This is a genomic window from Metabacillus sp. RB-C-LZQ-3-1 (assembly GCF_058315175.1).
The window spans coordinates 77,836-104,047 of record NZ_JBZFLI010000010.1 but is presented as its reverse complement, the minus strand read 5'-3'; the positions used below and the strand labels follow the sequence as shown (position 1 = coordinate 104,047).

The window sequence follows — 26,212 nt, the reverse complement described above, 5'->3', positions numbered from 1 at the left end:
TTAGTTGCCTCCTGTTGAGTAAAATAATAGATCTTCTTCGTTCGTTCCAGCTGTATTTACTTCTTTTACGACCTTTCCGTCGTATAGAACATATAAACGATTCGTAATTCCGATTATTTCTGCTAATTCTGAAGAAGCATAAATAATCGCCTTTCCTCTTCTAGCCAACTCACTAATAAGTTCAAAAATGTCCTTTTTTGCACCTACATCTACGCCTTTTGTAGGTTCGTCAAAAATATAAACATCTGCGTCTGTAATAAGCCATTTTCCTATTGCTATTTTTTGTTGATTTCCACCTGATAAATTTTTTACATTTGTTTGTTCAGATGGTGTTTTTATTCCTAGACTTTTAATCAGTTCAACCGCTTGTTTCTTTTCTGCCTTTCGTTTAACAAAGCTAAGCGGACTTGTGAAAGCTCCTAAATTTGCAGCCGTTAAATTCGTTACAACAGACTCCTCTACAAGGATTCCTTCTTTTCGTCTTTCCTCAGGAACTAAGGCAATCCCGTGCTTAACTGCTTGATAGGGACTTGTTATTTTTAATTGTTTGCCATGCAGCTTTATTTCACCTGATTTTAGCTTCTTTTCACCAAACAGGGTTTTACATAATTCTGTTTTACCTGCACCTACTAAACCTGCGATTCCGATGATCTCACCTGTTTGTACTTGTAAGGAAACATCTTTTAGCTTTCCATCATCACAAAGATTGTTGACCTCTAGAATCGATTCGCCAATATGAAATGCTTTTTCAGGAAACTGCTCCTCTAACTCTCTGCCAAGCATGGATTCTATTACCTTATTAGGAGTTGTTTCACGAATAAGCTCATGTGTAATAATTTGTCCGTTTCTCATAATCGTAATCTCATCACAAATCTCAAAAATTTCTGGAAGGCGGTGAGAAATAAAGATAATCCCTACATTTTTCTCCTTCAGTTCCCGAACAATTCTAAATAACTCATTTGTTTCAGTATGACTTAGTGGTGCTGTTGGTTCATCCAAGATAAGGAATTTACATTTAGATGAAACAGTCCTAGCAATCAACACCATTTGCTTTTCGGCAAGTGTTAGTTCACTTACTAGTTTTTTAGATGAAACCTTTATATTCAAGCTAGTTAAAATCTCAGTTGCTTGTTGGTGTATTTGCTTCCAGCGAATCAATTGCCTCTTGCCCATTTCACTTACAGTTTTGGTAAGCATAATATTTTCCCCTACTGTTAGATAAGGGATAAGAGCTGTATCCACTTCCTGATGAACAATTTGGATACCATATGCTTGTGCATCCTTAGGGTTTTTGATAGACAGTTCTTTCTCATCTATCGAGATTTGTCCTGTGTAATGATCGTAAGCGCCTGATAAAACCTTCATTAGGGTTGATTTCCCCGCACCATTTGCTCCGATTAGTGCATGAGTTGTTCCGCTTTTCATCGTAAAGTTAACAGAATCCAGTGCTTTGACACCAGGAAATTCAATTGAAATGTCTGTCATTTTTAGTACTGACTTGCTCATTGTTATGCCTCCTTCCTATAGATCGTATATTTCGTTTTATTGGGATTATAAAATTGGAGGTTTAATAGAGGAAAAAGGAGAGAGGTGGACTTTAAAGGTTTAACCCTTACATCATCCATTCTCTCCACCTAAGGATATTACTTCTTATAATATTCTTTTAATGTTTTCATCCATTCTTCTTCAAATGCATCTGACTGACCCCAACCTTCCACAGTTTCAGCTAAATTCACCATATTAATTGGCTCATTTGATTGAAGTAAGGCGTCTTGTGAAATAAGTGAAGCTTTAAGATTATAACTATCAGGTGTTTTTTCACCTGCAAGCTTTTTCGCTAGAATTCTCAAATCAACTGCCCCGATCAGCTTCGGATCAACAGCAGCTGTGTATTTCCATGAGCTCGCTTCATTTTGCATTTCTTGAAGATCTGCATTTGAAACATCGATACCGTAAATTTTAATTTCATCTCTTCCAGCTTCTTTGATCGCACGTGCAGCACCAATTGCAAAGGCATCCCATGTTGCAAAAATAGCATCTATCTCACCTTTTGGATGCTTGTTAAGCATAGAAGCGACAGCGTTTTGAGTTTGAACAGATGTATCTGCAGATGCAATTCCAAAGCGCTCTACCTCTTTAATTTTCGGATTTTTTGCTAGAACATCTTGATAAACAGCATTTCTTCTTACCATTGGCGGGAATCCGTCAACCCAAAGGTATACGATATTCGCTTCACCATTTGTATCCTTTACTAATTGATCTAATGCTAATGTTGCAAGTGCTTCATCATCTTGAGATGTTAGTGTTACACCATTGATTTGTGATAACCCATCAATTGAATCAAACGTTACAACACTTTTCCCTGCATCAACTAATTTTTGAACCGCATTAATTGTTGCTTCGTCATCTCCATGAGAAATAATAAATCCATCATAATCCTCTTCAAGTCCTTGTGCGATAGCATCATGGAATTTCGCTGTGTCACCATTAGCAGTGAACACATCAACTTGGAAACCTAAAGCTTCCCCTTCTTCCTTCGCTCCTGCTAAAAATTGAGCTGTATGATCATCTCCACCAATTTTGCGGATCACTTTAATTTTTGCACCTTCACCATCTTTAAATCTTTCTGGTACATTATCTAGTGATACTTCAGGATTTCCTTTTGCTTTCGTAGATTCATTCGTTCCACTATTATTTGACGAACATCCTGAGATAAACACCGTTAATATCAATGTCAAAATAAAGAATGTGTTAAAAAGTTTCTTTTTCATCGTTTCATTGCTCCCCTCTTTTTTTAATGCGATTTACTTATGCCAGCACCCTATTTCTCTGTTTTTTGGGGCCTGGACAACAAAAAAACCTCTCTTAAGACAGAGAGGTTTCACCACAATAATAGGAGTCTCCTCTCTTATCTTTCAAAGCCATACAGCTTTGCAGGAATTAGCACCAATTCTATTAGAAAATAGAACGGTTGCCGGGCATCATCGGGCCAGTCCCTCTGCCACTCTTGATAAGAGATGTTTTATGCGATTAAGTAAAATAACAATACATATACTTTAATCTGGTATAGAATGAATGTCAACTATTTTTTGAATATTTATACTATCTTAATTGATTGTATATTTAGAAAAAATCACTTAAAGCTTATGTAGGCAAGCAGCTATGCCTGCCTATTAATCATTATTTTCTCTTTTGTGCTTTCATTTTGTTGTTCTCTAACTCAGCTGCATATTCTTCTTGAGATTTACCTTGTTTCTGACTTTCAGATTCAATTTTTCTGAATTTATTATCGTTTCTATTTGGCATACTCTCACCTCCCGCCAGACTGTGTTATTTTGTACTATACTAAAAGTGATATACACTAACTTTTACATTTTAATTGGCCCCTTTCCTAAATACTGTTGTTTAGGAGCTATTTCAAAAACAAAAAACTACTTGTTGATTTGAGCGGAAGGTGCGAGACTTCTGTTAGAAATGCGGAAGCGCCTTGATCAGCCCCGACAAGCATAAGATGATTTAGAATAGAAGGCGTTCTTTGCCTTCAATTCTAAATTGGCTAGACACTAGAGGGTTAGGCGCTGGCAAGATCCTGTGCTTCGGAGCAAGACAAGGGAGTAGGGACAGGTGAGACCCCACAGGCGCTAAGCGTCGAGGAGAATCACCACCAGCCCCGCGGAAAGCGAGCATCCTGTAGCGCGAATCAACCACCTCTATACTTATTACATAACAACAAAGTCTGTGACAACTAGCCAATTATTAAGAATTCTTGTATACAGATTGCTTCATGATGCAAATATATATACTATTACAAATAAATAGCCCAAGTAAATTAACCTTTTTATCATCTATTGGTATAATGAAAGATAGAGTTAATTCTTACATACAAAAGAAAGGTTTGATCTGATTTGGAACACAATTCCTCAAACTTTATTAAAAGCATTATTAAAGAGGATCTTGAGACAGGAAAACGAGACTACGTGTACACTCGATTCCCGCCGGAACCAAATGGGTACCTCCATATTGGTCATGCAAAATCCATTGTGATTAACTTTGGTCTAGCAGATGAATTTAATGGAAAAACAAATTTACGATTTGATGATACAAATCCATTAAAAGAAGATACAGAGTTCGTTGAATCCATTAAAGAAGATGTAGCTTGGCTTGGCTACGAATGGGACGGATTATTCTTTGCTTCCGATTATTTTGAAGAAATGTACAATCGTGCTGTTCTCCTTATTAAAAAGGGAAAGGCTTATGTGGATGATTTAACAGCAGACGAAATGAGAGAATATCGCGGTACCTTGACTGAGCCTGGTAAGGAAAGTCCATACCGTAATCGATCTATCGAGGAAAACCTGGACCTATTTGAGCGCATGCGCAATGGTGAATTCGGTAATGGTGAAAAAGTTCTTCGTGCAAAAATTGATATGTCATCACCAAACATTAATTTACGTGACCCTGTCATCTACCGAGTTTCACATACATCTCATCATAATACCGGAGATAAATGGTGTATCTACCCAATGTATGCTTTTGCTCATCCATTAGAGGATGCCATCGAAGGAATTACACATTCTTTATGTACAACAGAGTTCGAAGACCAACGTCCATTATACAACTGGGTCATTGAAGAATGTGAAATGGAACATAAACCACAACAAATTGAATTTGGGCGCTTAGGTATCACAAACACGGTGATGAGTAAGCGTAAATTAAAACAGCTGGTTGAAGAAAACTATGTCGATGGCTGGGATGACCCTCGTATGCCTACGATTTCCGGGCTACGTCGAAAAGGATATACTCCAAAAGCGATTCGTGAGTTTGTAAAGGAGACAGGTGTTTCAAAAGGCTTTGCTACTGTTGATGAAGCGATGCTTGAACATTTTGTACGTGAAGATTTAAAACTTCAAGCTCCTCGAACAATGGGAATCTTGAAGCCTTTAAAAGTGGTCATTACCAACTATCCGGAAGATCAAGTTGAAATGCTTGATGCAGAGATTAACCCTGAAGTTCCTGAAATGGGGACACGTCAAATTCCATTCTCACGTGAAATTTATATTGAACAAGAGGACTTCATGGAAAATCCACCTAAGAAATACTTCCGTCTGTTCCCTGGAAATGAAGTGCGTTTAAAGCATGCTTATTTCATTAAATGTGAAGACGTGATTAAAGATGAAAATGGCAATATCATTGAGATTCATTGTACCTACGACCCTGAAACAAAAAGTGGAACAGGCTTTACAGGCCGTAAAGTAAAAGGGACCATCCACTGGGTTGATGCAAAACATGCACTTCCAGCAGAATTTCGCTTATACGAGCCACTCATTCTTGATAAACAAGAGCATGAAGAAGCTGGGGATGAAGAAGAATCTTCTGAAGAAAAAACATTCCTAGATTATGTAAACGAAAACTCACTTGAAATTTTACAAGGGTTTATAGAGCCGAACATGAAAGATATTAAACCACAGGATAAATTCCAATTTTTCCGCCACGGTTACTTTAATGTTGATCCAAAGCATACAACAGAGGAAAAAGCCGTTTTTAATCGAATTGTATCGCTCAAAAGTTCATTTAAGTTAAAATAAAGTACAAAAGCGGAAGCGCCTTGATCAGACCCGACAAGCATAAGACGATTTAGAATAGAAGGCGTTCTTTGCCTTCAATTCAAATTGGCTTATGACCTCGAGGCAGTTTAGAATCGCGACGTCCTGCCGCAACAACTGCACTCGCACGTCCTTGTGCTTCGGGGCTAGGCGTTGGAGCTGGATGCCGAGCACTTATCCATAGTACAAGATTTTTATAAACTCCTAAGCAGTAAGCACAAGCGTCGATGTTGACTTATCGTAAGGAGGAGTGTGAAGTTCACTAGTTGCTGGGCGCTGGCAGCAAAAATACACGTCGTCAATCTCCATGACTGCACTTGCACGTCATGTGCTTCGGAGCTAGACACCAACACTCTGTGAAACGTTATATTTTCTTAACGTATAAAAAAAGATGACCACAAGGTCATCTTTTTTATGATAATGGCAGCTCTATGACAAAGGTTGTCCCTTCTCCAGACGTCTCATGGATCCTAATACTCCCATTATGGTTCTCAACAATTCTTTTTACAATCATTAATCCTAATCCTGTTCCATCTTCCTTTGAACTCGTGAATGGCTCAAAGATCTTTTCCCGTATATTTACTGGAATCCCAGGACCATTGTCATTTATATAAATCTGAAAATATCCATTCTTTATTTGTGAGTAAATATGTATTTCACCCTTACAACCCACTGCTTCAATACTGTTACGAATAAGATTGTGAAATACTTGCTTGATTTGTTTTTGGTCAATTGAAATCGGCGTACGATCCATATTAATGTTGATGTTAACATGATCAGAAGAGTCACTAATTAATGGTAAAATCTCTTCTAAAACGTCTTGGAGACATGTATCTTTTTTTATAGGTGTCCCAGGTTTTGATAAAAGCAACATTTCTTCAATAATACTGTTGATTCGTTCAAGTTCTTTCAACAGCAGCGGCAAATGATATTGGCTTTTCTCGTTATCATCTAATGATTGATTCATCAATGATAAGAAGCCTTGAACAACAGCTAAAGGATTACGAATTTCATGTGCAGCACCCGCAGCCATTTCACCAACAATGGCTAACTTCTCAGATTGATGTATTCTTTTCTCTAACTCTTCTGTCTCTGTAATATCAATAAAATTAAGGATTCTCCCAATAACCTGACACTGATGATTGTGCATTTCAGTTTGTGAAACTAATAGCACCTTGTTTCCTTTACTTGTTTTATACGTTATTTTCCTATGTTTAAAGTTTGAATGAACGGTAAGGATACTCCAGAAATGTTCATTATCAGCATCACTCTGTTCAGTGACAAGCTTGTTTATTTGGTCCTCATTATATTGCAAAATGTCTTTAGCCACCCGGTTAATTTTAAGATCAGACAAATCATCATTCATTATAATAATGCCAATAGGTAATGAATTTACAATTTGTTCACGATACATTTTATCATTTAATATTGTTGTAAAAGACTCCTTCAAGCTTTTGGACATTTGATTAATGGAGTTAGCCAATTCTTCAAATTCAACTTGTTTTACAGATCCTAGCGTTAGCCCGTACTGGCCATTCGCAATTCGGTCAACTTTATCAACTATTGTTTCTATAGGCTTCGTCAAATTCGCACTAATTCGATACGCCGCCAAGATAGATAAACAAATTGCCCCTATTGTGATAAAAATTAATAACCAAAGTGAATTAGTAATAATACTAGAAAACTCGTTTGAATGAGTATTAATATTCGTAAACGCTTGATCCTTTTCTTCCTGTATACCTTCCCTTAAATCTTCAAGTTTAGGCAGGTACACTGACTTTACATACGTACGTGCATCATCATATTCCTCAAATGTTAATAATCCTTGAATATTGTTCAAGACCATAAAATCAAGCAATTCTATTCTTTTTTTTAGACTAACCAGCGAGGAAGGTACTGCTATAGGACCTTCAGCAGTTTCGTTTTGTTCTTCCAGGTTATAAGATTGATAGGCTTCAACGAAATCACAGCATAAGTCTTTCTCCATGTACTCTTTTACAAGATGCTCTTTAATAGCCAGCTCTTTATCCCATTGTGTAAGCCAATAGATCTCAGGGATGTTCTTCTGCTCTATTTTATTACTCACATCTGTAACAGCTTCAATAGATTGTACCAGAATATATGAAAAACCACTTAATAGAAAGGTTAAGATAAGAAGGATTGAGAGAATTTTTGTACGAAATGACATATCTTTCAGTAGTTTTCTCACAGTAATCCTCCTTACTTAATGGAAGGAAAGCTAATCTCTCCTTTTTTAAATTTTTCTATTTCATTTTCGATAAACTGTTTATCTTTATTTGTTAACATTGGACCAAATGGAGCTAAACTATACACACCATGCTCAGCACTAAGCATAACTTGTCCATGAGGGATTCCATCCTTACTAAAGTAATCTTCCATCATCACAATATATGCTTGTGATACATCGTTTTTCACGCTAGTAATGACATGATTTTTCCCCATATACGATTGATCATCAAGGTAGCCAATAACATATATTCCGGACTTTTTAGCCAAGTCTATGATATCTCTATTGTAAGAGTTTCCCTTACTATAGACAACATCAACTCCCTCATCTATCAACTCTTGAAGTATTTTTGAAGCTTTGTCACCATCGTCTCTACTATTAACATATCGATAATAAAATTCAATTTCTGGGTTATAATATGCTAATCCAGATTCAAACTCCGGATTTCTTTCTCTAGAGTCAAAAGAATCAATTAACCCAACTTTATTCGTTTTGGTCACCTTCGATGCAGCAAGTGCAGCAAAGTACTCAATCTCTCCTTGGTCAAACGTATAAACTGATTGATTCGGATACTTTGATGTACCATGCAGGGTTATGAAATGAATATCCGGATGCTTTTTTGCTGCTTCTGTAAAGATATTTGAAAATTCTCGACCATGTCCGATAATCACTTTAGATTGATTATTTATAGCTTCTTTTATTGTATCTTTTATTAACTGATTTGTGTTAATTTCACTATAAAGTGTCACATTGACTGGGAAAAGCTCCTCCATTTTAAGTTTCCCTTTATATGCCAAACTTCCCCAACTTTGGTCTACAATCACATCTGTTGTTATAATCGCTACATTTGTTTTTCCATCAGAATTGGTGGTTACAGCTTCTGAGATGATTTCTTTCATTTTAAATCCAATTATACTAATAAAGACAATTCCAACAATCACTGCTATTATGCCAATGAATCTAAGTTGTGTCGATTGTTGCAGCATCCTTTTCTCTCCCTAAAAAATGTACGTTATGTGTATCATTATAGCGAACAATTCATTCCTAAGCTATACATTCACTCGAAATATCTACATAATTCGACATTCTTAATTTTCTTTCTCTTTATGGAAATTTCCAAATTCAGCTAATAATTATTCCCTTTTCATTACTCTCAGCAATAAAATGTTCTTAAATAAGAACTTTTTAAAGAAATGGCACAGTGCGTTATTCTACACTGAGCCTTCTTTAACACTTTAGAGATAGTTTTTTACTAACCAATTCTTTAATTCTTCCTTTAGTTGGTGATGAATTGGGTCCTTTTCTTCTTTTTTGTATTGTTTTAAAAGATTTAAGACTGTCTTTTTCCCTTTAAATTCCTTCAGCATATGATCCATGTCTGGGATGACAATAGCTGTTGCGTTCGGCTTTTCAAGTTGCTTGATTCTGTTTAAGTCCTCTGAATTTGCCTGTACATCCTTATCACCTGTGATGGCCAAAATAGGACATTGAGATTGTTTAAGGATATCCATAATCCTTTCTATTGAAAAAGAATAATGTTCTCTAAACCACTTTACTGGCAGCTTTTTTAATTGATACCTCATTGTATCACTCTGAGACTGCTCTATCTTTCTCTTAAGATCATTAGACTGTTTTTTTATTTTTGCTTCCGTAACAAGTCCTCTCAAAATCATTCCTTTTATACCTTTTACATGCTTTATTTCTTCAATAATTTGCTGGTTTTGATAAGCCATTGGCTCTTCTAAATTACTTGCTGCTCCAGCAAGCAGTATTAAACCGGCAACTGGCAGTTGTTCATGTGCAATCGTACCGATAATACATCCTTCACTGTGTCCTAAGAGTAAAATCTTATCACGATCTACCTTTGGATGTTTTTTCAAAAAAAGAATCATTTCTTTCACATCACGAACTAAATCCAACATGCCGGATTTGATTGGATCTCCTTCACTTTCCCCAACGGCTCTTTTATCATATCTAAGTGTAATAAAGCCTAACCCAGTTAAAAAATGAGCTAATTCTTTATACAAATTTGATTGTATTGCAGGTTTCTTCATATTCCCATCGCGATCTGCTCCACCAGACCCATTAATTAATAATATAGCAGGGTATTTATCAGAATCATTTGACGGAATAGCCATCGTTCCCTTTAATGTAATATCATGAATAATGGAGACTGACTCTTCTCTAATTTCGAACATTTATTTATCCCCTTTTAATGTTATCATTATTAATAATAATAACATTTATCTGAACTAATGTCATTCCTTTTAAAAATTAGAAAAACTTGGCTTGTTGCCAAGTTCAGCTTTTCTTTAAAACTTCCTTATCAGACAAAAAATTAGTCTTCATCTTTCACATCAATATCCTCTGGAATCGGCTCTTTCATATACTCTTCAACTAACTTTTTATATTTTTCCATTTGTTCAAGATGTGTATTAAATTGTTCCTTATTAATCAAATATTCTATGTATATTAGAATTAATTATGGGATAAAACCCCAAACCACTGTTTTAATAACCATTATTAAAGGGATAAAACTTCATTAGGGACAAAAATAAAAGTAATAATAGAATTTACCATATTAACCCTTAGATTTATATTAATATTTAAAAAATAAATTGATACTGAGAGTTTTTCATAATATATTCAACAAATTTTATACTAGTGTAACATCGATAAGATCTAATTCTTTTATTGAAAATTAATTTAACAATATTTAGTGTATTAAAAACTCTGTTTATATCATTATACTTGTGTATAGAAAAACAGAAAAATTACAAGACCTGTTAAGGATCTTATTCAATGTGTCTTGTTAAATTATCTCCTACGTTAAAAATAATTTCAGCATACAATTCCATCTAATATATAAACTAACAGGGTGATAGATTTAAGAAAAAGAAGGAGAGAACCCCCTTCTTATTTTTATAGACCTCATAAAAATTGATATCAATGACTTAAAGCCTGGCAAGACCTCTTTCAAATGCTGCAAGATGATTTAAAGATGCGTTACGAAGTTGTGAAAAAACTGTTCTAACATCGTTAGGGATATTAAATGATAGGAATTTTTCATACATAGATATATTTTCTATTTCACCTTGAACACCAGCAGCATATGCTCCTTTAACACTTTCAGGGGTTGTAACGAATGACTGTGATTTATCTTCTGGAATCGGCACTTGATAACGTTCAAAGAGGGAGAATAATGCATTTATATGTCTCATTTCAGCTTCTTTTATTTGAGCAAATGTACGAATATACCCAAAGGTTCCTAGGATATTATCATATCTTCTTGTGCTAGGTATTCATCCTGAAGGGCATAAGTCAACATTTGTGATAATGTAAATGTGGAGGAACTTAATGCCCCTTTTGCACCATAATTTTCAGCTTGACGGTATATTACCTTTGATTTTTTGAAAAAAAAACAAAAACCATACAGCATGATTTTGTTCATCTGCTGCTGCTCTCCTAAATCTGTCTTTAATAAGAGGTGCTTGTGCCTTATCAGTTATATCTAAATAAAAATCAACTGCTTCTTGTTCATCATTAAGAGCAAATTCTATTCCTGCTTTATACTGATTTGGACATCCTTCGACGATCTTATAAGTTGGATGTCTTCCTGTTAAGTTTGAATAAATCTTGCTAAACTCTTCAAGGTGACGTTTTTCATCTTTTTGTATTTCAAGTATTCTGTTCCTTTCTTCATTTGTAGGTGCCATCTTGGCTAACTTTTCATAACAAGCTACTGCACTATACTCCGCATTAATTGCTTTTTGAATTTGATTTACAAGTTGAATGTCATTTGATGTACGATAATAATCAGTATACTGTGGAACGTAATAATATAAAGATTGATTTGAATCCATGATTGTCCTCCTTCTGTTTAACTATCAACTTATCTTATGCTTTATGTATAGGTTCTTGTGCATGTTCATTTAAGCACATGTGAACGGATAGTCTCTTAAATGTTTTAATTTGAGTTAAAAGGTTATTCTATTAATGAAAAAGGGAAAAAGGTTAACAGGGAGGGGTTTTATGCCTGAACATGTTGAGGTTATCTTGAGATCTATAATGTCATTCGGACTATTACTAATTGGAACCCGAATTCTGGGTAAACAAACAATCTCTCAAATGACAATGTTTGACTTTGTCGCTTCGATTTCATTAGGAGCTATATCTGCAAACTTAGCCTTTAATACATCTATAAAAATCCACCATACTGTCATAGCATTTAGTATTTATGTCATGGTTATTTTTTTGATTGCACTAATTTCTTTAAAAAGTAGAAAAGGACGAAAACTTTTAGCAGGTGATCCAACGATTGTTATTCAAAACGGAAAAATACTAGAAAAAAATATGCATAAGATACGTTATACATTAGATTATTTAAATCAACAATTAAGAGAAAGGGATGTATTTGAAATTGAGGAAGTACTGTTTGCAATAGTAGAAACTAACGGAACATTAACAGTCCTAAAAAAACCTCAGTTCAGAAATGTTACCAGGCAAGATTTAATGGTAACAATAACCCCTGAATCCAACTTACCAATTGAACTTATAATGGATGGAGAAGTAATAAAGAATAACCTAGAAGAGAATAACCTAACAGAATTATGGTTGCATTCAGAATTAAGGAAGCGTGACCTTACAGAAAATGACGTTTTATATGCAGTCCTTTCTGCTAATGGTAATCTGTATGTTGATACATATAAGGACCATATTCCTTCACCCATTGATCAAGAATAAACAGCTGGTTGTTACTAAAAGTTATGAAGGAATACGTGCAAGTACACTATTTATAAATTTCTTTCTCTCCCTTTGTGATTCCTATGATAAAAATTATTAGTGATAGGAAAATTTCCGAGAACATAATTATTAATAGGTCATAACCTATTATGGACTTAAAATCAATTGAATGGGAGTGGTAAGAGAAGAAGTACAACAGCTCATTAATAATTTAATAAAAATTGAACATATTTCGACAACTTTATATTTAGCTATGTCAGCATATATGGACTGGAAAAACTACAGTGGTATGGCAAAATGGTTAAGATTACAATCTGAGGAAGAACGAACACATATGTTAACCTTGGTCGATTACTTATCAGGAAAAGATGGGGTAGTTAAACTAAGTGAAGTACCTGCTCAGCCTAGTAATTTTGGAACACCTCTTGAAACATTTCAAAGAGTTCTTGAACACGAGCAATACGTTACAAACTCATATCGTCAAGCGTATGATTATGTTAAACAAATTGATCCACAAACAACAGTAATCATACAAGATTTTTTAAGAGAACAAATTGATGAAGAAGCACAATCTTTAACCATTGTAGAACGCTTGAAATTAGCAGATAATAATCCGTCTGCATTACTACTTATTGATCAAGAACTTAGCCAAAGGCAAAATGGTACAGTAGCTGCAGGATGATGGTATAAAACATCAAAAGTAATTAGGGAGTTGTCATTACGACAACTCCCTTTTGTTACCTATCTTAATGGACAAAAGGTATTTTGGAAATAAGCATAGCTTTAGAATCAATAGTTAGACGATAAAAGTAAAAAATGATAACATTTACGTGCGATTTACCTATAAGGATAGAATTGAGAAAATATAGCTGCTGGCTGTATCCAAGTAGGGATTGAGTGCTGAGGATAATATGGCAGATAATTACCGTTATAATTACTCTGATGATTCGTTTGAAGACTGGGATTGTTATGGTGATTATAAAGAGTATGACCGTTATAGAATGCAGTACATGCTCCTGGGCTTCCTGGATGTATTCCAGTGGTGATATTATGATACATTAATGACACCTTCTTTAAAGTTATTATATTAATTAATGAGTAACTGAAAAATTGCTCCTAATTATAGGATCTGTTTTAATCTTATATAACCTATGCATATCATTTCATTGTCGTATGGACTAATATATAAAATAGGGATCTTTTTATGAAATGAAATTCCCGTAACTCAATAAAAAACACATAATGTGATTAAACGATAAATTATGCTCAAGTGATACTAGGGATGTTCTCTTACATCGCAATTCATTGAATTAACGATTTTCAGCAATCAAGCGGGATTCTTGAATAAGGATGTCGCTCTTTTTCATTTAAAAGGCCATTCAATTGAGTAAGGCTTATCAAGCTGTATCGTTGAACAATGGATATAATCATACTTTAGAATGAAAGAAGATGCAGCCATTGTTGGATGTAACAATTCCATTAAATTAATAAACTAAAGATATCAAATTAATAATCCTTATAATCTTAAATCAGGAGGATAAATAAATATGACTAAAAATTTTGATGTTCATAACTCAAGTGAGGAACGGCAACAAGAAATCGATGCAATCCACCAAACAATCACCAATATGGAGGTAGCATTTAATCAACATGATGCAGATAAATTAGATAGTCACTTCGCTCAAAATGCTACCTGGGTCAATGTTGTCGGCACCCAGCTATCAGGTTGGGAGCAAATCAATGAAACGCACAAAATTCTCTTAGCCGGACCACTCAGCAACTCATATGCTTTATACAAGGTTGAAAGCATTAAATTTGTGAGCCCAGATGTAGCTATTGCACATATTCGCCAATATCCTACGACCTCTGAAGGGAAAGTGATAAAAGACGGGCAGTGCAGTCTCGCTATTTATGTTTTGGTCAAAGAACAGGGAACATGGCATGTCACCGCAGGACAGAATACATTTATCCAAGAAACTCCTCCAGTTAATTCATAATTTGAAACATGATCCAAGTAGATCTGGGAATATAACCGTATAACAAAGACAATTATTTGTATTTAAGCTCTATTAGTGCTTGTTTTATTTATAAGGTCAGACTTTTACGAACTCTCCCTCTTAATTTGGATATTTATGTTAAAATATAAAGCTATATAGAAAAGCTCTTAGCGAAAAGAGAAGAAGGTATTGTCAAATATATCTAGTAAGCGATTAATTTTGAGACAAATAGCTGAGAAAGACTTAAAAGGAATGTTTGATTGTTATTCTAATGAAGAAGCAATGCAAACCTTTGGTGGAAATCCTTTAAAAGATAAAAAGGAAGTTTTGGGGATTATAAATCAAAATATAAATTTGAAGAAGGAAAAGACAGAAATTAGATATGTAGCTTACCTAAAGGATACAGATATTCTAATAGGTTTCGTCACTTTGAAGAAATACAATTCAAAACATTGTCGTGGAGAAATAGATTACATTGTGTTACCTGAACATCAGGGAAAAGGTTTTGCCACTAAGATATTAACTCTATTTCTAAAAGAGATATTTACAACATGGAAGTTAGAAAGAGTTTCTGCTTATGTTTTTTTAGAAAATATAGCATCATGTAAATTATTGGAGAAACTTAACTTTAAAAATGAAGGGATATTGCGTAACTGGGCTCATGTAAAAGATAGTTTTTATGATACCTATTCATACAGTTTTCTTTCAGCAGATATTAAAGAATTGCTCCATACTATATAAAAACTAGAGAAGACTTATAAACGGTGTGATCTTCCACAATAGAGCGCGAATGTGGAAGATCACTTAGATTTTTAAACGACTTTATTTTTTACATCTATGAAGTGTTATTCAGCAATTGCATCAAAAAGAGCCCTAATCTTTTTTTCAAGAATTAATTTTTTAATTTGCTCCTCTGATAAAGATAAGTACTTTGCTGTTTCCTGAACTGTTAAATACATACACATCCACCTTTCCTTTATTCGATACTATCATAGTAAATATAAACGATTGTTACAATAAAATAAGAAAAGCGCAAGCGCCTTGATTAGCCTTGGGCAATTAAGAAGAATTGGAATAGAAGGCGTTCTTTCAATTCCAAATTGGCTAGACCTCGAGGCAGTTACAAACGCGATGTCCTGTCACAGTAACTGCACTTGCACGTCCTGTGCTTCGGAGCTACTACTAAAACTAAGTACAAATTTTATACTTTCTTACCTTTACATAAAAAAAAACCGGGCGCTTAGACCACCTGATGCTATTAGTGTTATTTATATAAGTAACGGAATAATTAATCCTGATAGTAATAAGATCAATGCTCCTCCTAATCTTGAAGAAATTTGCGCAAATGGCATTAGCTCCATCCTTTTTGATGCAGAGAGTACAGCAACATCTCCTGTTCCACCCATGTTTGCCATACATAAACCTGCTGTAATAGCTGACTCGATTGGATAGAATCCTACTAGCTTCCCTAGCAGCCCCGCTCCGATAATTGCTCCTAACACTACACCAAAAACGGTTAAAATATACTGGAATGATAATGCTTGAAGGACAGTGTTTAAATCTGTATAAGCAACTCCAATCCCAAATAGTAGAGCAAATGTCCAGTTGCTGGCTACAAATTGATACCATTGACTAGCCCCCTCAAGAACAACCTGAGGGATGACATTGGCTATTTTTGCAATAGCAACCATGATAATCATGATGGCATAAGGATGTAACGGCAAAAAGTCACCTAGCAAATTGCCAATAGTAAAGAAGGTTAATGCAGCTAATAATCCAACACCCATTTTTCCAATATCATATTTTTGCTCACTTTTTTCATACTTAAACCCTTGTATCAATTGGCCATTCCCTGTTAAGGATGGGAACTTTTTACCGACCATATCAAGTACACTTGCTAATACAATGGCAAAAACATTTCCTAAAGCTAAAGCAGGGACAAGCATAGAAATATAATAACTCGGTTCATTCCCTAACATTTCAGAATAAATTTGGCTCATCGGGACAGCTCCAGCTCCCATTCCTCCGCCCATAATAGGCATTGTAATGACTAAAATGGCATCTTGAAGAGAGAAACCTACTAAACTGCCAAAAATCCCGGCAATCATAATTGCACCGATAACAGCACCAAAAATAGGAATAAAATAACGTAATCCTACCTTCACTAATATTTTTGCATTCATTCCTAAAATACTACCTGTAATTAATGCTGCAATATAAAAATCTAAAAATCCTCCTGTTGTCATAAAATCAGTTATAGATGTTGTAATGTCTTCAGGAAGGATTCCACTGTAAACCATATATGCAGAACCAAAAATAGCAACAATTGCCCCTCCGCCAAGAAATGTTTTAACAATCGGAGTACGATCACCCAACCATCCAAATGCTTCTCCTAAAACAATCATGACAAGTAAGCTTCCAATCATACCTCCTGGCAGATTTCCTGTATACATGCTTACTAGCGTAATGATTCCAAATATAGCAAACCATAAAACTGGTGTATTAAAAATTTTCAATTGTGATTTTGCAGGAATTTGTTTAACTTGATCCTTCGTATCAAACTGAATGTTTTTTGCTGTTGATTCCATTCCCTCTCCTCCTTTTACTTTCCAGGCTGTTTTAGCAAAATTTGTTGCTTTGTAATAAGTGTTGCTAGGTTGATTTCCGCTCCAGGTTGCTCGCTTTCCGTGGGGTGGGCGGTGAGCCTCCTCGGCGCTTGCGCCTGTGGGGTCTCACCTGTCCCACAGCTCCCACTGTCTTGCTCCAGCGCCTAGCCCCGAAGCACAGGACGTGCAAGTGCAGTCAATGCGACAGGACGTCGCGATTTGGACTGCCTCGAGGTCATAAGCCAATTTAGAATTGAAGGCAAAGAACGCCTTCTATTCTGAGCTGATCAAGGCGCTTCCGCATTTCTAACAGGAGTCTCGCACCTTTCGCTCCAATCAACCTATATAGTTTTGTACAAAAACCTTTATAAAACAAAAATATTTTACAAAAGACCTTTTTATTAAAATGACTAGGCTATCAAGCTTTATGGTAACCGCTTTCAAATATCCACTTTAGTTTACTTGAATATTCAGATATTTCATATCTTTAGAAACTATTAATATTTATGAAATTAAAAAAAGCAACCTAGGTTGGCTGCTTTAATCTATATAGTCTTTAAGTATATTTTGTTTTTTTGAGTTTAATAAATAAGAATGCAATGGTCTTCCAATTCCATATGTTAATGTCTCATCAATCACATATATATCACTTAGAAACTTCAAATATTTTCTCACAGAGACTCTTGATATTTCCGTTACATCTGCTATATCTTCAGTTGAGAAAGGTTTTTTGCCTTGAGCTTTTACAGCTTCAACTACTGTTTTAAGTGTTTTTTTAGACAATCCCTTTGGTAATGGCTTGACCATCTTTTCCTGTCTGCTCTTTTCTTCTTTAAGTAATAAAAGTTGATCTAAATCTTGTTGATTAATCTTCTCGCGCTTATTTAAATAATCATACGTCTCTTTGTATTTAAGCAATGCTTGCTGAAAGCGTTCGAATTCAAATGGCTTAATCAGATAATCAATGGCACCATACCTAAGCGCCTCTTGTATTTGGTCTACACCAGAGGCAGCCGTAATTAAAATGGCATCTATATTCTGCTCTTTTTCTCTTATTTGTCTTAGCAAAGATAAACCTGTTTCATTAGGCATATATATATCTAATAGAAGAAGGTCGACTTTGTGATGTTGGATGCAGTTTAGCGCATCTTTTACAGAATGAACCACGTCCACCAAAGTGAACCCCTCCATTTCATGTAAATACCGCTTATTAAATTCTGCAACCATTGGATCATCGTCTACAATTAACACTTTGATCATGATTTATTCTCCTTTTGTTTATATGGAATATAAATGATGAACTCTGTTCCCTTTTCTATTCTTACATTTATTTGTAAAGATCCACCTAACTGCTCAATACTATTTTTCACAAGATAAAGTCCATATCCTCTGTTTTCACCTTTTGTGGAAAATCCTTTTTCAAATAATGTAGGAAACTGTTGTAAGTTAACCCCTATCCCATAATCTCGAACTCTTATTTGCAGAGTATCTTCTTCATAATTTAATAACACATTTACTTTCTTCTCATCAAGATCACTCATAGCCTCAATGGCATTGTCAATTAAATTTCCTAAAATCGTAATTAATTCATGAGTTGTCTTTGAGTCTAGTGGTTCGGGAATGATTGTATCACTTTCAATCTTCATATCTACTTTATTTTCCCTGGCAAAGCTCAGTTTCCCCATTAAGAATCCTGCAAAGGCGGGGTCCTTTATATTTTTTAGCACCTGTTGGGCTTCATAATGATGATGGTCAACAAGTTGTGTAATAAATTGTTCCAACTCTTCATGATTATTCATTTTAACCATCCCTAAAATAACATGCAGTCGATTCATGAACTCATGTGATTGTGCTCGTAATGCATCTGCATACATTTTCACACCAGTCAGCTGCTCAGCTAATTGATTTACTTCTGTTTTATCTCTGAATGTAGAAATGGCTCCAACAATTTGCTCATTTACGATAAGCGGTGCCCTATTAACAAGGATGGAAACCCCATTGATATTTAACTCTACATCACGCTCAGCTTTTCCTGTTTTCAATACACGATCTAAGCTCGAGATAGGCAGATACTCGGATATTTTCATCCCAACAGGGTCTTTCGGTAAGCCAGTATGTTTAAATATTTCCTGAGCTGATTTATTTATGAGAGTAATCACACCTTGATTATCTACTGCCAATACTCCTTCACGAACAGATTGCAGCATCGTATTTCTTTCTTGATGTATTTTTGCGATTGCGAATGGCTCGAGGCCAAACAAAATCCTTTTTATATATTTAGCTAGGATAATGGCTCCGAGAGTACCAGCTAAAATACCGATGATTGTTCCAATAATAATTGTTCGATGCCCTTTATCTAAGGCCTCTTCCACGCTATTAAGTGAAATTCCAACAGCAACCGCTCCAATTTGTTCACCGTCTGAACGAAAAACTGGAGTAAAAGCCCGAAGTGATTTCCCCAATGTCCCCTCAGAAATCGATACATGCTCCTTGCCGTTCAAAACAGTTGCTTCATCTCCACCCTTAAATCTTTTCCCAATTAATTTAGGGTCAGGGTGAGATTTCCTTATTCCTTTCATATCCATTACAACAACAAACATTACATCTGCAGCTTTCTGAATATCCATTGTGTAATCTTGTATATCATTTAATTTCGCATTTTCGTCCTCTAAAGCATTTATGACAATAATTGATTTCGCAACAGTTCTTGACACAATCTTTGCCTTTTCCTCCTGATTGTTGCGAATCGTCTCTGTAACTGTACGGCTTACTAAAAGGTCTGTTATAAGTAATGATAGAAGAACAACTAAACAAACAAACATAATTATAATTGTGCTAAGTTTAAATTTCCGTTTTCCCAAAACCTCACCTCTAAACCTTCAAAAGCATAATCTTAGTTTATTATAGCAAACGGAAATCCTTACTCTCATGTTTAAGAAAGATCGTATCATATAAAAAAGCCAATTCACATCAGCGTGAGTGAATTGGCTTTTTATTCTTGATTTCTTTCTTCTATGTCTGCATTAAAGCTCTTATTTTTTATTCCGGCTCTCAATAACTGGATATCTACCTTAACGTCCAGTTCAGCTTTTGCAAATTCTTTATCCCATTTGTTTTCAACTTCTTTATATTTTTTATGATCCTGCCTATTGAGAGACTCCCCAAATCCAAAGATGTCTACTCCGTATTCCTTCTGAACCTTTATAATGAGTTGGGTAATTTCATCTTTTATGAATTTTTCAATAAGCTTTTCATGCTCGGCAAAGACATTAATTTTGGTCAAATCATTTGGACATTGTGTCCCCTGGATCTTTGCTTCACCATTAATTTTTACATTGATTTTTGGTCGGTCATTTTGATATTTAGCTCCTAATTTAACCTTTGATCTAATGATTCGAGCATCTAAAAAAAATTCCTCTTCACTTGAATCAGCTGTTTCTGAATTACATTTAATACTCAGACTTGTATGTCTCAAATCCTTAGTCCAAAGGTATCCTCTGGTTTCTTCTAAAGATAGTCTTCCAACCATTTTATCATTTTTAAAAACAGCCATCCCATCAGCATATACCAATGCATCCGGAGAAAGGTCTTTATTATTTTCCACAGTTTGTCCCTTTTCTGGATCTCCTCTCATTGAGATCATTCCTGCAACAGGATTAATTCCTTTTGAAATGATGGATGTAATAAAATCATATAATTGAACATCAGGGTTTCCTCCCCATTCTTCAGTTAGAGCATTAATTTGAGTACTTAGCTTCAAAGAGGGACTTTTCTCAACTGGATAGGTGATTTTTGTAAATTCTGATGCAGGATAACCGCTTGTGATCACAATACTAAAATCATTTCGAAATTGTCCACTTCGTTCAAGAAAATCTAAAAACCCAAAAACCCCGCCTTTTGCGACCTCTTCACTAATATAGAGAACCCTTGTATGGGAAAAGACCAGTTTACGGGTAAGCCCAACATTCATTTTATGTGATAGTTCTGAAAGAGAATCCCCTTCTAATGTATAAGTAAGAACAGGCGCATCACCTTGCGCACTTTGTCTGCCAAATTCGGCTGAATTAATAGCCTCTACTGTCATACGATACTTCTTTTCTTCTCCAGGGTCGACTGCCATTCCTGTTACAACCGAGATATCATCAAGCTCTTCACGATCCCAGCACCCAGTCATAAAAAAAAGGAGGCAAAAAACTGCATACAGGATTTTTTTATTCATTTTCCTTTTTCCCTCCAGAGTCTTGTTTAGGAGCAGAAGGCGGGGGTGATTTTTTTGTCTTTACTGGTGCTTTTGTCATTAAATATGTTGGACGGTAACGATCACCCCAAATTGGAACTCGAATAAAGATGTCCGATTGGTCTTTCATCTTAAACGGAGCAACTGGAGTCAAATATGGGATTCCAAATGACCGTAAACTTACCAGGTGAATAACCATAATGATGAGTAAAAGGAGAATTCCGTAAAGCCCTAATGATGCCGCCATAATGATGAGAATAAACCGTATCAACCTTGCAGCAATCGAAAAATTATAAATAGGGGATACGAAGCTTGCAATTGCTGAAAATGCAACAACCACAACTAAAACGTTTGAAACCAAGCCCGCCTCAACTGCTGCTTGTCCGATAACAAGAGCGCCAACAATAGATAATGTTTGACCGACAGCACGCGGCATTCTAACTCCCGCTTCCCTTAATACCTCAAACGTAAGCTCCATCATTAAAATTTCAATTACTGCAGGAAACGGTACCCCTTCTCTCTGACTTTGCAAATTAATCAAAAGAGGAGTTGGCATTAACTCATGATGATAAGTAGTAATCGCTACATATAAAGAAGGGAACGTTAGTGTGATCATAAATGACATATATCGTATAATCCTTATAAAGCTTGTCATAAAGAAAGGTTGATAATAGTCCTCTGTCGACTGAAAGAAATCTGTAAAAACGGATGGGACAATCAACACAAACGGTGATCCATCAAGGAGAATCGCTATTTTCCCCTCTAATATATTTCCGCTTATGCTATCAGGCCGCTCACTATTAAAAACTAACGGAAAAAAAGTAAAAGTTTCATCTGAAATAAACTCTTCTACATTTCCAGTATCCAGAATACCTGAGGCATTAATTTTACTTATTCTTTGCCTCACTTCACTAAGTATGTCCTCATTAACAATCCCTTTCATATATCCAATCTTCAGCTGCGTATTTGAATCAATTCCAACATTAAATTCTTCAAAAACTAGCCGTGGATTTTTTATTTTTTTCCTAATAAGACCTATATTCGTGTTGATATCCTCTACAAACCCCTCCTTCGGACCACGAATAATCGTTTGTGTACTTGGCTCCTCTATTGACCGTTTATCCGTTCCGCCAATGTTTAACGCCAAAGCCCTGTTATGCTGATCGAGCATGATTATGGCATAACCGTTTAGCATTTGCCAAACAAGCTGATGAAGTGTTTCCCCATATTTATAAGAAACCGCCGGGAAAAAAGCCTCCCTAACATAATCGATATCTTTATGTGATTCTGTCTTCGGTTGCTTAAATGCTGCTCTTAATGGTTCTAATACATGCGTATTTAGCTCACTTTTATTCAAGGTCGTACCTAAGTAACAAACACAGCCCTTTAGATCCCCAATTTTAATCTCAATTTCTTCATAATCAGATGTTTGATTAAAAAGCTCCTGCATACTTTTTAAATTTTTCTCTAAATTTAAGTCAAAATGCTTTGGTATACCTTCTTTATCATAAATCTCCTTTTGAGAGATTCTTCCTCTATTTTTGTTTTTTCTTCTAGTAAACAAAGATGAAAAACTACTCATGAGCTAGACTCCTTTTTTTGTTTTTTCCTTGTTTTCCATAAAATAAAGGGCAATAGAAGCAAAGGAATGCCAAATTGAAAAGGGATATGTAAATAGAATGGAACAAACACTAACCCCTCCTCTATATGTTCAACAAAATTGTGACTTATCACAACTGTGAAGAAGGCGATAAGTGATCCCATAGGTAATGTCATACTTCGATAAGGCTTATTTGTTATTAACTCAAGCCCCTTTAATCCTCCATAAAAAAAGATTCCTACCTTTACAATGATTCCAAACATTACAAAGAACACGATAATTAAATCTACACGTTCGATAAAATTTAATAGTGAAATTTCACGTGATGCACTTAATAATGGGAAATTTGCACGATCCTTTACATCCACACCTAAAGTAGCTATTTGGATGACAGCTCCATATGTAAGCAAGATTCCACTGGTAAGGACACCAACCGCGCTCACTTTTTTTATATTTTTCTTTGTTCCAATATAGGCAGAAATCACCATAAAGGTGATAGCCTCGCCAAAAGGAAATGTTATCATTGTTGGAAAAAGGGCCTTTAAAACAGGTTTAAAACCATCACCCAATATTGGTTGTATATTACTCATTTCAAACTCACCTGAAAACCATATCCCTAAGCCTGTCATGACAATAAACGCTACAACATACGGAAAGAAAACCTCGCTTGTTCTTCCTAGCACCTCTAACCCATGCTGAAAAATGTAGACAATCACAAGCATCATCGTTATTGAGATGACCTCCAATGGAGTCACCTCAAAGATGGTGGAAACCAAAAGCTCACAAAAATCCCGCAGTACCCTTGCTGAAATATAAAAGAAATAGATGACATATAAAAGGGTCAGAAACTTCCCTACCCACTTTCCAAAACAAAAGACAAACAGCTCAAATAGATTTTTTCCTGGTACCTTTGAAAGGAGAAATAAATAATAAAGCATAATGGCAATTCCAAATAAAGTTCCAATAATAACGGCAATCCAAGCATCCTGCTTGGCTTCATTTCCAATTCCAACTAGTGCTGCACTTCCGATTTGAAAACAAATAATAAGAATATAGAGCTGCCAAAGTGAAATTTTCTCTACCTGCTGCTTCATTATTCTACTTACTTCCTATGTTTTTTAATTTTTGTAGTTTTTCTTTCATACTATTCCCTACAGAATAAAGAAGTCCTATTAATAGAAATGTGTAAATCATCCACTTATTTGACCCATTGTCAATTGATAAAAGTGTTTTTAATTGGTTAAATAAATTACTTTCAAAAAGATACGCATCAATCTGAGCAATCAATAGACTTAGTAGAACAAATATTATAAGAAACATAAGCGCTCTCATTTGCTACACACCTTAAACCCGTTTTTTATTAAGACAATTTTTGCAGCACTTTCAGAAACGATAGACCTGACCTTCTGCCCAAAAAATCTTTGGGCTGAAGAAAGAGGTGTGCTAATTGATATCAAACCTACTCCATCGATATATCATTTATTATGGACAAAAATGGTTTTTTTAGTATAAAAGAGCCAAAAGTTTTATTTCCGAAAAGGTTTATTTTACTAGCTACAGTAAAGGGAGCGGTAAAAAAAATTGTCTAAAACAATAAAAATTTTGTCTATTCGATAGATTGATTGTCGAAGGCATTCCAAAATGGGAAAAAATCAATAATAATAGGTATATACGATCTGTTAAGTATGGGAGCTTTGAAAAATGATGAATAATATAAACGAGGATTTAGGTCAAAAAATAGATATTGTCAGAAAATTAATGATCGCAACTGCCCAAACTAAAGGGCTGAGCAATCCCGAAACAATTAAGTACAGCGAGGAATTAGACAGACTTATACTGGAAACACAATTACTTCTAAAGTCATGCAGCTAATTTATTAGGGCAGATCCTCTATGCGTGATCACTCAAGAAAACACTGTCCTACCAACTTGTTTATGATCACATGAAAAACTAGCAGCCTTTTGCTACTAGCTATATAATATTTAAAGCAGATTCAATGTCTTGCCATATATCCTCCCAGGCTTCAAGACCTACTGAGAGACGAAGCAAGGTGTCGGAAACCCCCATTTCCTTCCTTATTTGCGCAGGCACAACAGCATGTGTCATTGAAGCAGGATGCTGAATTAACGTTTCGGCATCACCTAAGCTAACTGCAATTGGTACGAGCCTTAAATGATTTACAAATTTAACAGCATCATCAAATGTTCCATTTACTTCAAAAGACAGTAATCCTCCACCATGTTTCATCTGTTTTTTAAAAATATGATATTGAGAGTTATTAGGATCTTTAGGATAATAAATTTCTTTAATTTTTGGATGTGCCTTTAGCTTCATGGCAATTTTCTCTGCATTTTCACAATGTCGATCCATACGAACTGCTAAAGTCTTAAGTCCTCTAAGCAGTAACCATGCATCAAATGGGGAGATAACTCCGCCTATATCCTTTTGAGTCGTCTTTTTTAAAGTATGAATTGTATTTTTGTCTCCTACTACAATTCCCGCAATCACATCCCCGTGACCTCCAATATATTTTGTACCACTATGAATAACAAGATCACAGCCGATCATAATCGGTGTTTGTAAATATGGAGTACAAAAGGTATTATCTACGACAACCTTAATGTTTCTTTCCTTTGCAATTGTGACAACCTTATCTAGATCAATCAAACTCATCGTAGGATTTATCGGGGTTTCGATATAAATACAAGTTGTAGTTTCTTTTATGTTTGAAGTAATTTCTTCCTCTGAGGACAAATCTGAAAATGTGTAGTCTATGTGATACTTTTCTTTCAACAACTCTAATAAACCGAATGTACAGCCATAAACTCCCTTCGAACAAAGAATATGATCATTCGCTTTCGTTATTCCAATGAGAACTGCTGAGACAGCTGCCATCCCTGAAGCAAACGCAAGGGCAGCTTCTCCGCCTTCCAACTGAGCCATTCGTTCTTCTAACACTGTCACCGTCGGATTAGCTAATCTGGAATAAATATACCCCTCTTCCATTCCAGCAAATCTATTTGCCCCATTTTCTACTGTAGGAAAGGCAAATGTAGATGTTTGATAAATTGGCGGGGTCAAGCTATTTTGATGCTCATTTGGGTCATAGCCTGCATGAATCGCCTTTGTGGCAAATCGGTACTCTTTTTCTTCCATAGGACTCCCCCCTTGATATAGG

The 26,212-nt window shown here is 35.4% G+C and carries 22 protein-coding genes, 1 pseudogene and 1 riboswitch; of the genes and pseudogenes, 6 read left to right on the top strand and 17 right to left on the bottom strand.

Features of this window, described 5'->3' with window-relative positions:
• The 3 genes from AC4GZ8_RS16390 to AC4GZ8_RS16380 form a co-directional block, all read right to left on the bottom strand.
• Nucleotides 1-1,506, bottom strand: coding sequence for a sugar ABC transporter ATP-binding protein (locus tag AC4GZ8_RS16390; RefSeq protein ID WP_491082964.1), 1,506 nt, complete (start codon nucleotides 1,504-1,506; stop codon nucleotides 1-3).
• Nucleotides 1,507-1,643: 137 nt separating this feature from the next.
• Nucleotides 1,644-2,771: a sugar ABC transporter substrate-binding protein gene (locus AC4GZ8_RS16385; protein ID WP_491082963.1), complete on the bottom strand. Its 1,128-nt coding sequence runs from the start codon at nucleotides 2,769-2,771 to the stop codon at nucleotides 1,644-1,646.
• Between the two features lie 134 nt (nucleotides 2,772-2,905).
• A riboswitch (SAM riboswitch) is annotated at nucleotides 2,906-3,017 on the bottom strand.
• A gap of 163 nt (nucleotides 3,018-3,180) precedes the next feature.
• On the bottom strand, nucleotides 3,181-3,306 hold the full coding sequence (locus AC4GZ8_RS16380; protein WP_491082962.1) for a hypothetical protein: 126 nt from the start codon (nucleotides 3,304-3,306) through the stop codon (nucleotides 3,181-3,183).
• A gap of 599 nt (nucleotides 3,307-3,905) precedes the next feature.
• On the opposite strand from AC4GZ8_RS16380, the gene AC4GZ8_RS16375 reads away from it, so the two are divergent.
• On the top strand, nucleotides 3,906-5,585 hold the full coding sequence (locus AC4GZ8_RS16375) for a glutamine--tRNA ligase/YqeY domain fusion protein (RefSeq protein ID WP_491082961.1): 1,680 nt from the start codon (nucleotides 3,906-3,908) through the stop codon (nucleotides 5,583-5,585).
• A gap of 430 nt (nucleotides 5,586-6,015) precedes the next feature.
• On the opposite strand, the gene AC4GZ8_RS16370 is transcribed toward AC4GZ8_RS16375, so the two are convergent.
• The 5 genes from AC4GZ8_RS16370 to AC4GZ8_RS16350 form a co-directional block, all read right to left on the bottom strand.
• Nucleotides 6,016-7,812: a sensor histidine kinase gene (locus AC4GZ8_RS16370; RefSeq protein ID WP_491082960.1), complete on the bottom strand. Its 1,797-nt coding sequence runs from the start codon at nucleotides 7,810-7,812 to the stop codon at nucleotides 6,016-6,018.
• Nucleotides 7,813-7,823: 11 nt separating this feature from the next.
• Nucleotides 7,824-8,837, bottom strand: coding sequence for a BMP family ABC transporter substrate-binding protein (locus AC4GZ8_RS16365; protein WP_491082959.1), 1,014 nt, complete (start codon nucleotides 8,835-8,837; stop codon nucleotides 7,824-7,826).
• Between the two features lie 249 nt (nucleotides 8,838-9,086).
• On the bottom strand, nucleotides 9,087-10,049 hold the full coding sequence (locus AC4GZ8_RS16360) for an alpha/beta hydrolase (protein ID WP_491082958.1): 963 nt from the start codon (nucleotides 10,047-10,049) through the stop codon (nucleotides 9,087-9,089).
• Between the two features lie 756 nt (nucleotides 10,050-10,805).
• A complete protein-coding gene (locus AC4GZ8_RS16355) occupies nucleotides 10,806-11,072 on the bottom strand; it encodes a ferritin family protein (RefSeq protein ID WP_491082957.1) in 267 nt (88 codons plus the stop codon).
• A 159-nt stretch (nucleotides 11,073-11,231) separates the two neighbouring features.
• On the bottom strand, nucleotides 11,232-11,714 hold the full coding sequence (locus tag AC4GZ8_RS16350) for a ferritin-like domain-containing protein (protein ID WP_491082956.1): 483 nt from the start codon (nucleotides 11,712-11,714) through the stop codon (nucleotides 11,232-11,234).
• Nucleotides 11,715-11,883: 169 nt separating this feature from the next.
• On the opposite strand from AC4GZ8_RS16350, the gene AC4GZ8_RS16345 reads away from it, so the two are divergent.
• From AC4GZ8_RS16345 to AC4GZ8_RS16330, 4 genes are all read left to right on the top strand, one after another.
• Entirely contained in the window at nucleotides 11,884-12,594 is a 711-nt protein-coding gene (locus AC4GZ8_RS16345; RefSeq protein WP_491082955.1) for a DUF421 domain-containing protein, read from the top strand.
• 169 nt (nucleotides 12,595-12,763) lie between these two features.
• Complete coding sequence (locus AC4GZ8_RS16340) at nucleotides 12,764-13,276, top strand: ferritin (protein ID WP_491082954.1); 513 nt, start codon at nucleotides 12,764-12,766, stop codon at nucleotides 13,274-13,276.
• Nucleotides 13,277-14,141: 865 nt separating this feature from the next.
• The gene (locus tag AC4GZ8_RS16335) at nucleotides 14,142-14,591 is read left to right on the top strand and encodes an SgcJ/EcaC family oxidoreductase (RefSeq protein ID WP_491082953.1); all 450 of its coding nucleotides are present in this window, start codon (nucleotides 14,142-14,144) and stop codon (nucleotides 14,589-14,591) included.
• A gap of 189 nt (nucleotides 14,592-14,780) precedes the next feature.
• A complete protein-coding gene (locus tag AC4GZ8_RS16330) occupies nucleotides 14,781-15,332 on the top strand; it encodes a GNAT family N-acetyltransferase (RefSeq protein WP_491082952.1) in 552 nt (183 codons plus the stop codon).
• Nucleotides 15,333-15,451: 119 nt separating this feature from the next.
• Here AC4GZ8_RS16330 and AC4GZ8_RS16325 read toward each other — a convergent pair.
• The 8 genes and pseudogenes from AC4GZ8_RS16325 to AC4GZ8_RS16290 all read right to left on the bottom strand — a co-directional run.
• A pseudogene (locus AC4GZ8_RS16325) lies at nucleotides 15,452-15,550 on the bottom strand (excisionase family DNA-binding protein); the annotation flags it as partial.
• Nucleotides 15,551-15,859: 309 nt separating this feature from the next.
• Nucleotides 15,860-17,179 (bottom strand): 2-hydroxycarboxylate transporter family protein, encoded by a 1,320-nt coding sequence (locus AC4GZ8_RS16320; RefSeq protein ID WP_491082951.1) that lies wholly within the window; start codon nucleotides 17,177-17,179, stop codon nucleotides 15,860-15,862.
• A gap of 558 nt (nucleotides 17,180-17,737) precedes the next feature.
• Nucleotides 17,738-18,457 (bottom strand): response regulator, encoded by a 720-nt coding sequence (locus AC4GZ8_RS16315; protein ID WP_491082950.1) that lies wholly within the window; start codon nucleotides 18,455-18,457, stop codon nucleotides 17,738-17,740.
• A complete protein-coding gene (dcuS, locus tag AC4GZ8_RS16310) occupies nucleotides 18,454-20,058 on the bottom strand; it encodes a DcuS/MalK family sensor histidine kinase (protein ID WP_491082949.1) in 1,605 nt (534 codons plus the stop codon). Before dcuS ends, AC4GZ8_RS16315 begins: the two co-directional genes overlap by 4 nt.
• Nucleotides 20,059-20,189: 131 nt before the next feature.
• Nucleotides 20,190-21,416 carry a Ger(x)C family spore germination protein gene (locus tag AC4GZ8_RS16305; protein ID WP_491082948.1) on the bottom strand — a complete coding sequence of 409 codons (1,227 nt, stop codon included), beginning with the start codon at nucleotides 21,414-21,416 and terminating at the stop codon, nucleotides 20,190-20,192.
• The gene (locus AC4GZ8_RS16300) at nucleotides 21,409-23,016 is read right to left on the bottom strand and encodes a spore germination protein (protein ID WP_491082947.1); all 1,608 of its coding nucleotides are present in this window, start codon (nucleotides 23,014-23,016) and stop codon (nucleotides 21,409-21,411) included. Before AC4GZ8_RS16300 ends, AC4GZ8_RS16305 begins: the two co-directional genes overlap by 8 nt.
• Nucleotides 23,013-24,128 carry a GerAB/ArcD/ProY family transporter gene (locus tag AC4GZ8_RS16295; RefSeq protein ID WP_491082946.1) on the bottom strand — a complete coding sequence of 372 codons (1,116 nt, stop codon included), beginning with the start codon at nucleotides 24,126-24,128 and terminating at the stop codon, nucleotides 23,013-23,015. The genes AC4GZ8_RS16300 and AC4GZ8_RS16295 overlap by 4 nt, the downstream gene beginning before the upstream one ends.
• Before the next feature lie 4 nt (nucleotides 24,129-24,132).
• A complete protein-coding gene (locus tag AC4GZ8_RS16290; RefSeq protein WP_491082945.1) occupies nucleotides 24,133-24,366 on the bottom strand; it encodes a hypothetical protein in 234 nt (77 codons plus the stop codon).
• A 369-nt stretch (nucleotides 24,367-24,735) separates the two neighbouring features.
• Here AC4GZ8_RS16290 and AC4GZ8_RS16285 point away from each other — a divergent pair, with 369 nt between their 5' ends.
• Nucleotides 24,736-24,906 carry a Spo0E family sporulation regulatory protein-aspartic acid phosphatase gene (locus AC4GZ8_RS16285; RefSeq protein WP_491082944.1) on the top strand — a complete coding sequence of 57 codons (171 nt, stop codon included), beginning with the start codon at nucleotides 24,736-24,738 and terminating at the stop codon, nucleotides 24,904-24,906.
• A gap of 99 nt (nucleotides 24,907-25,005) precedes the next feature.
• Here the strand turns inward: AC4GZ8_RS16285 and megL are convergent, their stop codons facing one another.
• On the bottom strand, nucleotides 25,006-26,190 hold the full coding sequence (gene megL, locus AC4GZ8_RS16280; RefSeq protein ID WP_491082943.1) for a methionine gamma-lyase: 1,185 nt from the start codon (nucleotides 26,188-26,190) through the stop codon (nucleotides 25,006-25,008).
• Nucleotides 26,191-26,212 lie beyond the last annotated feature (22 nt).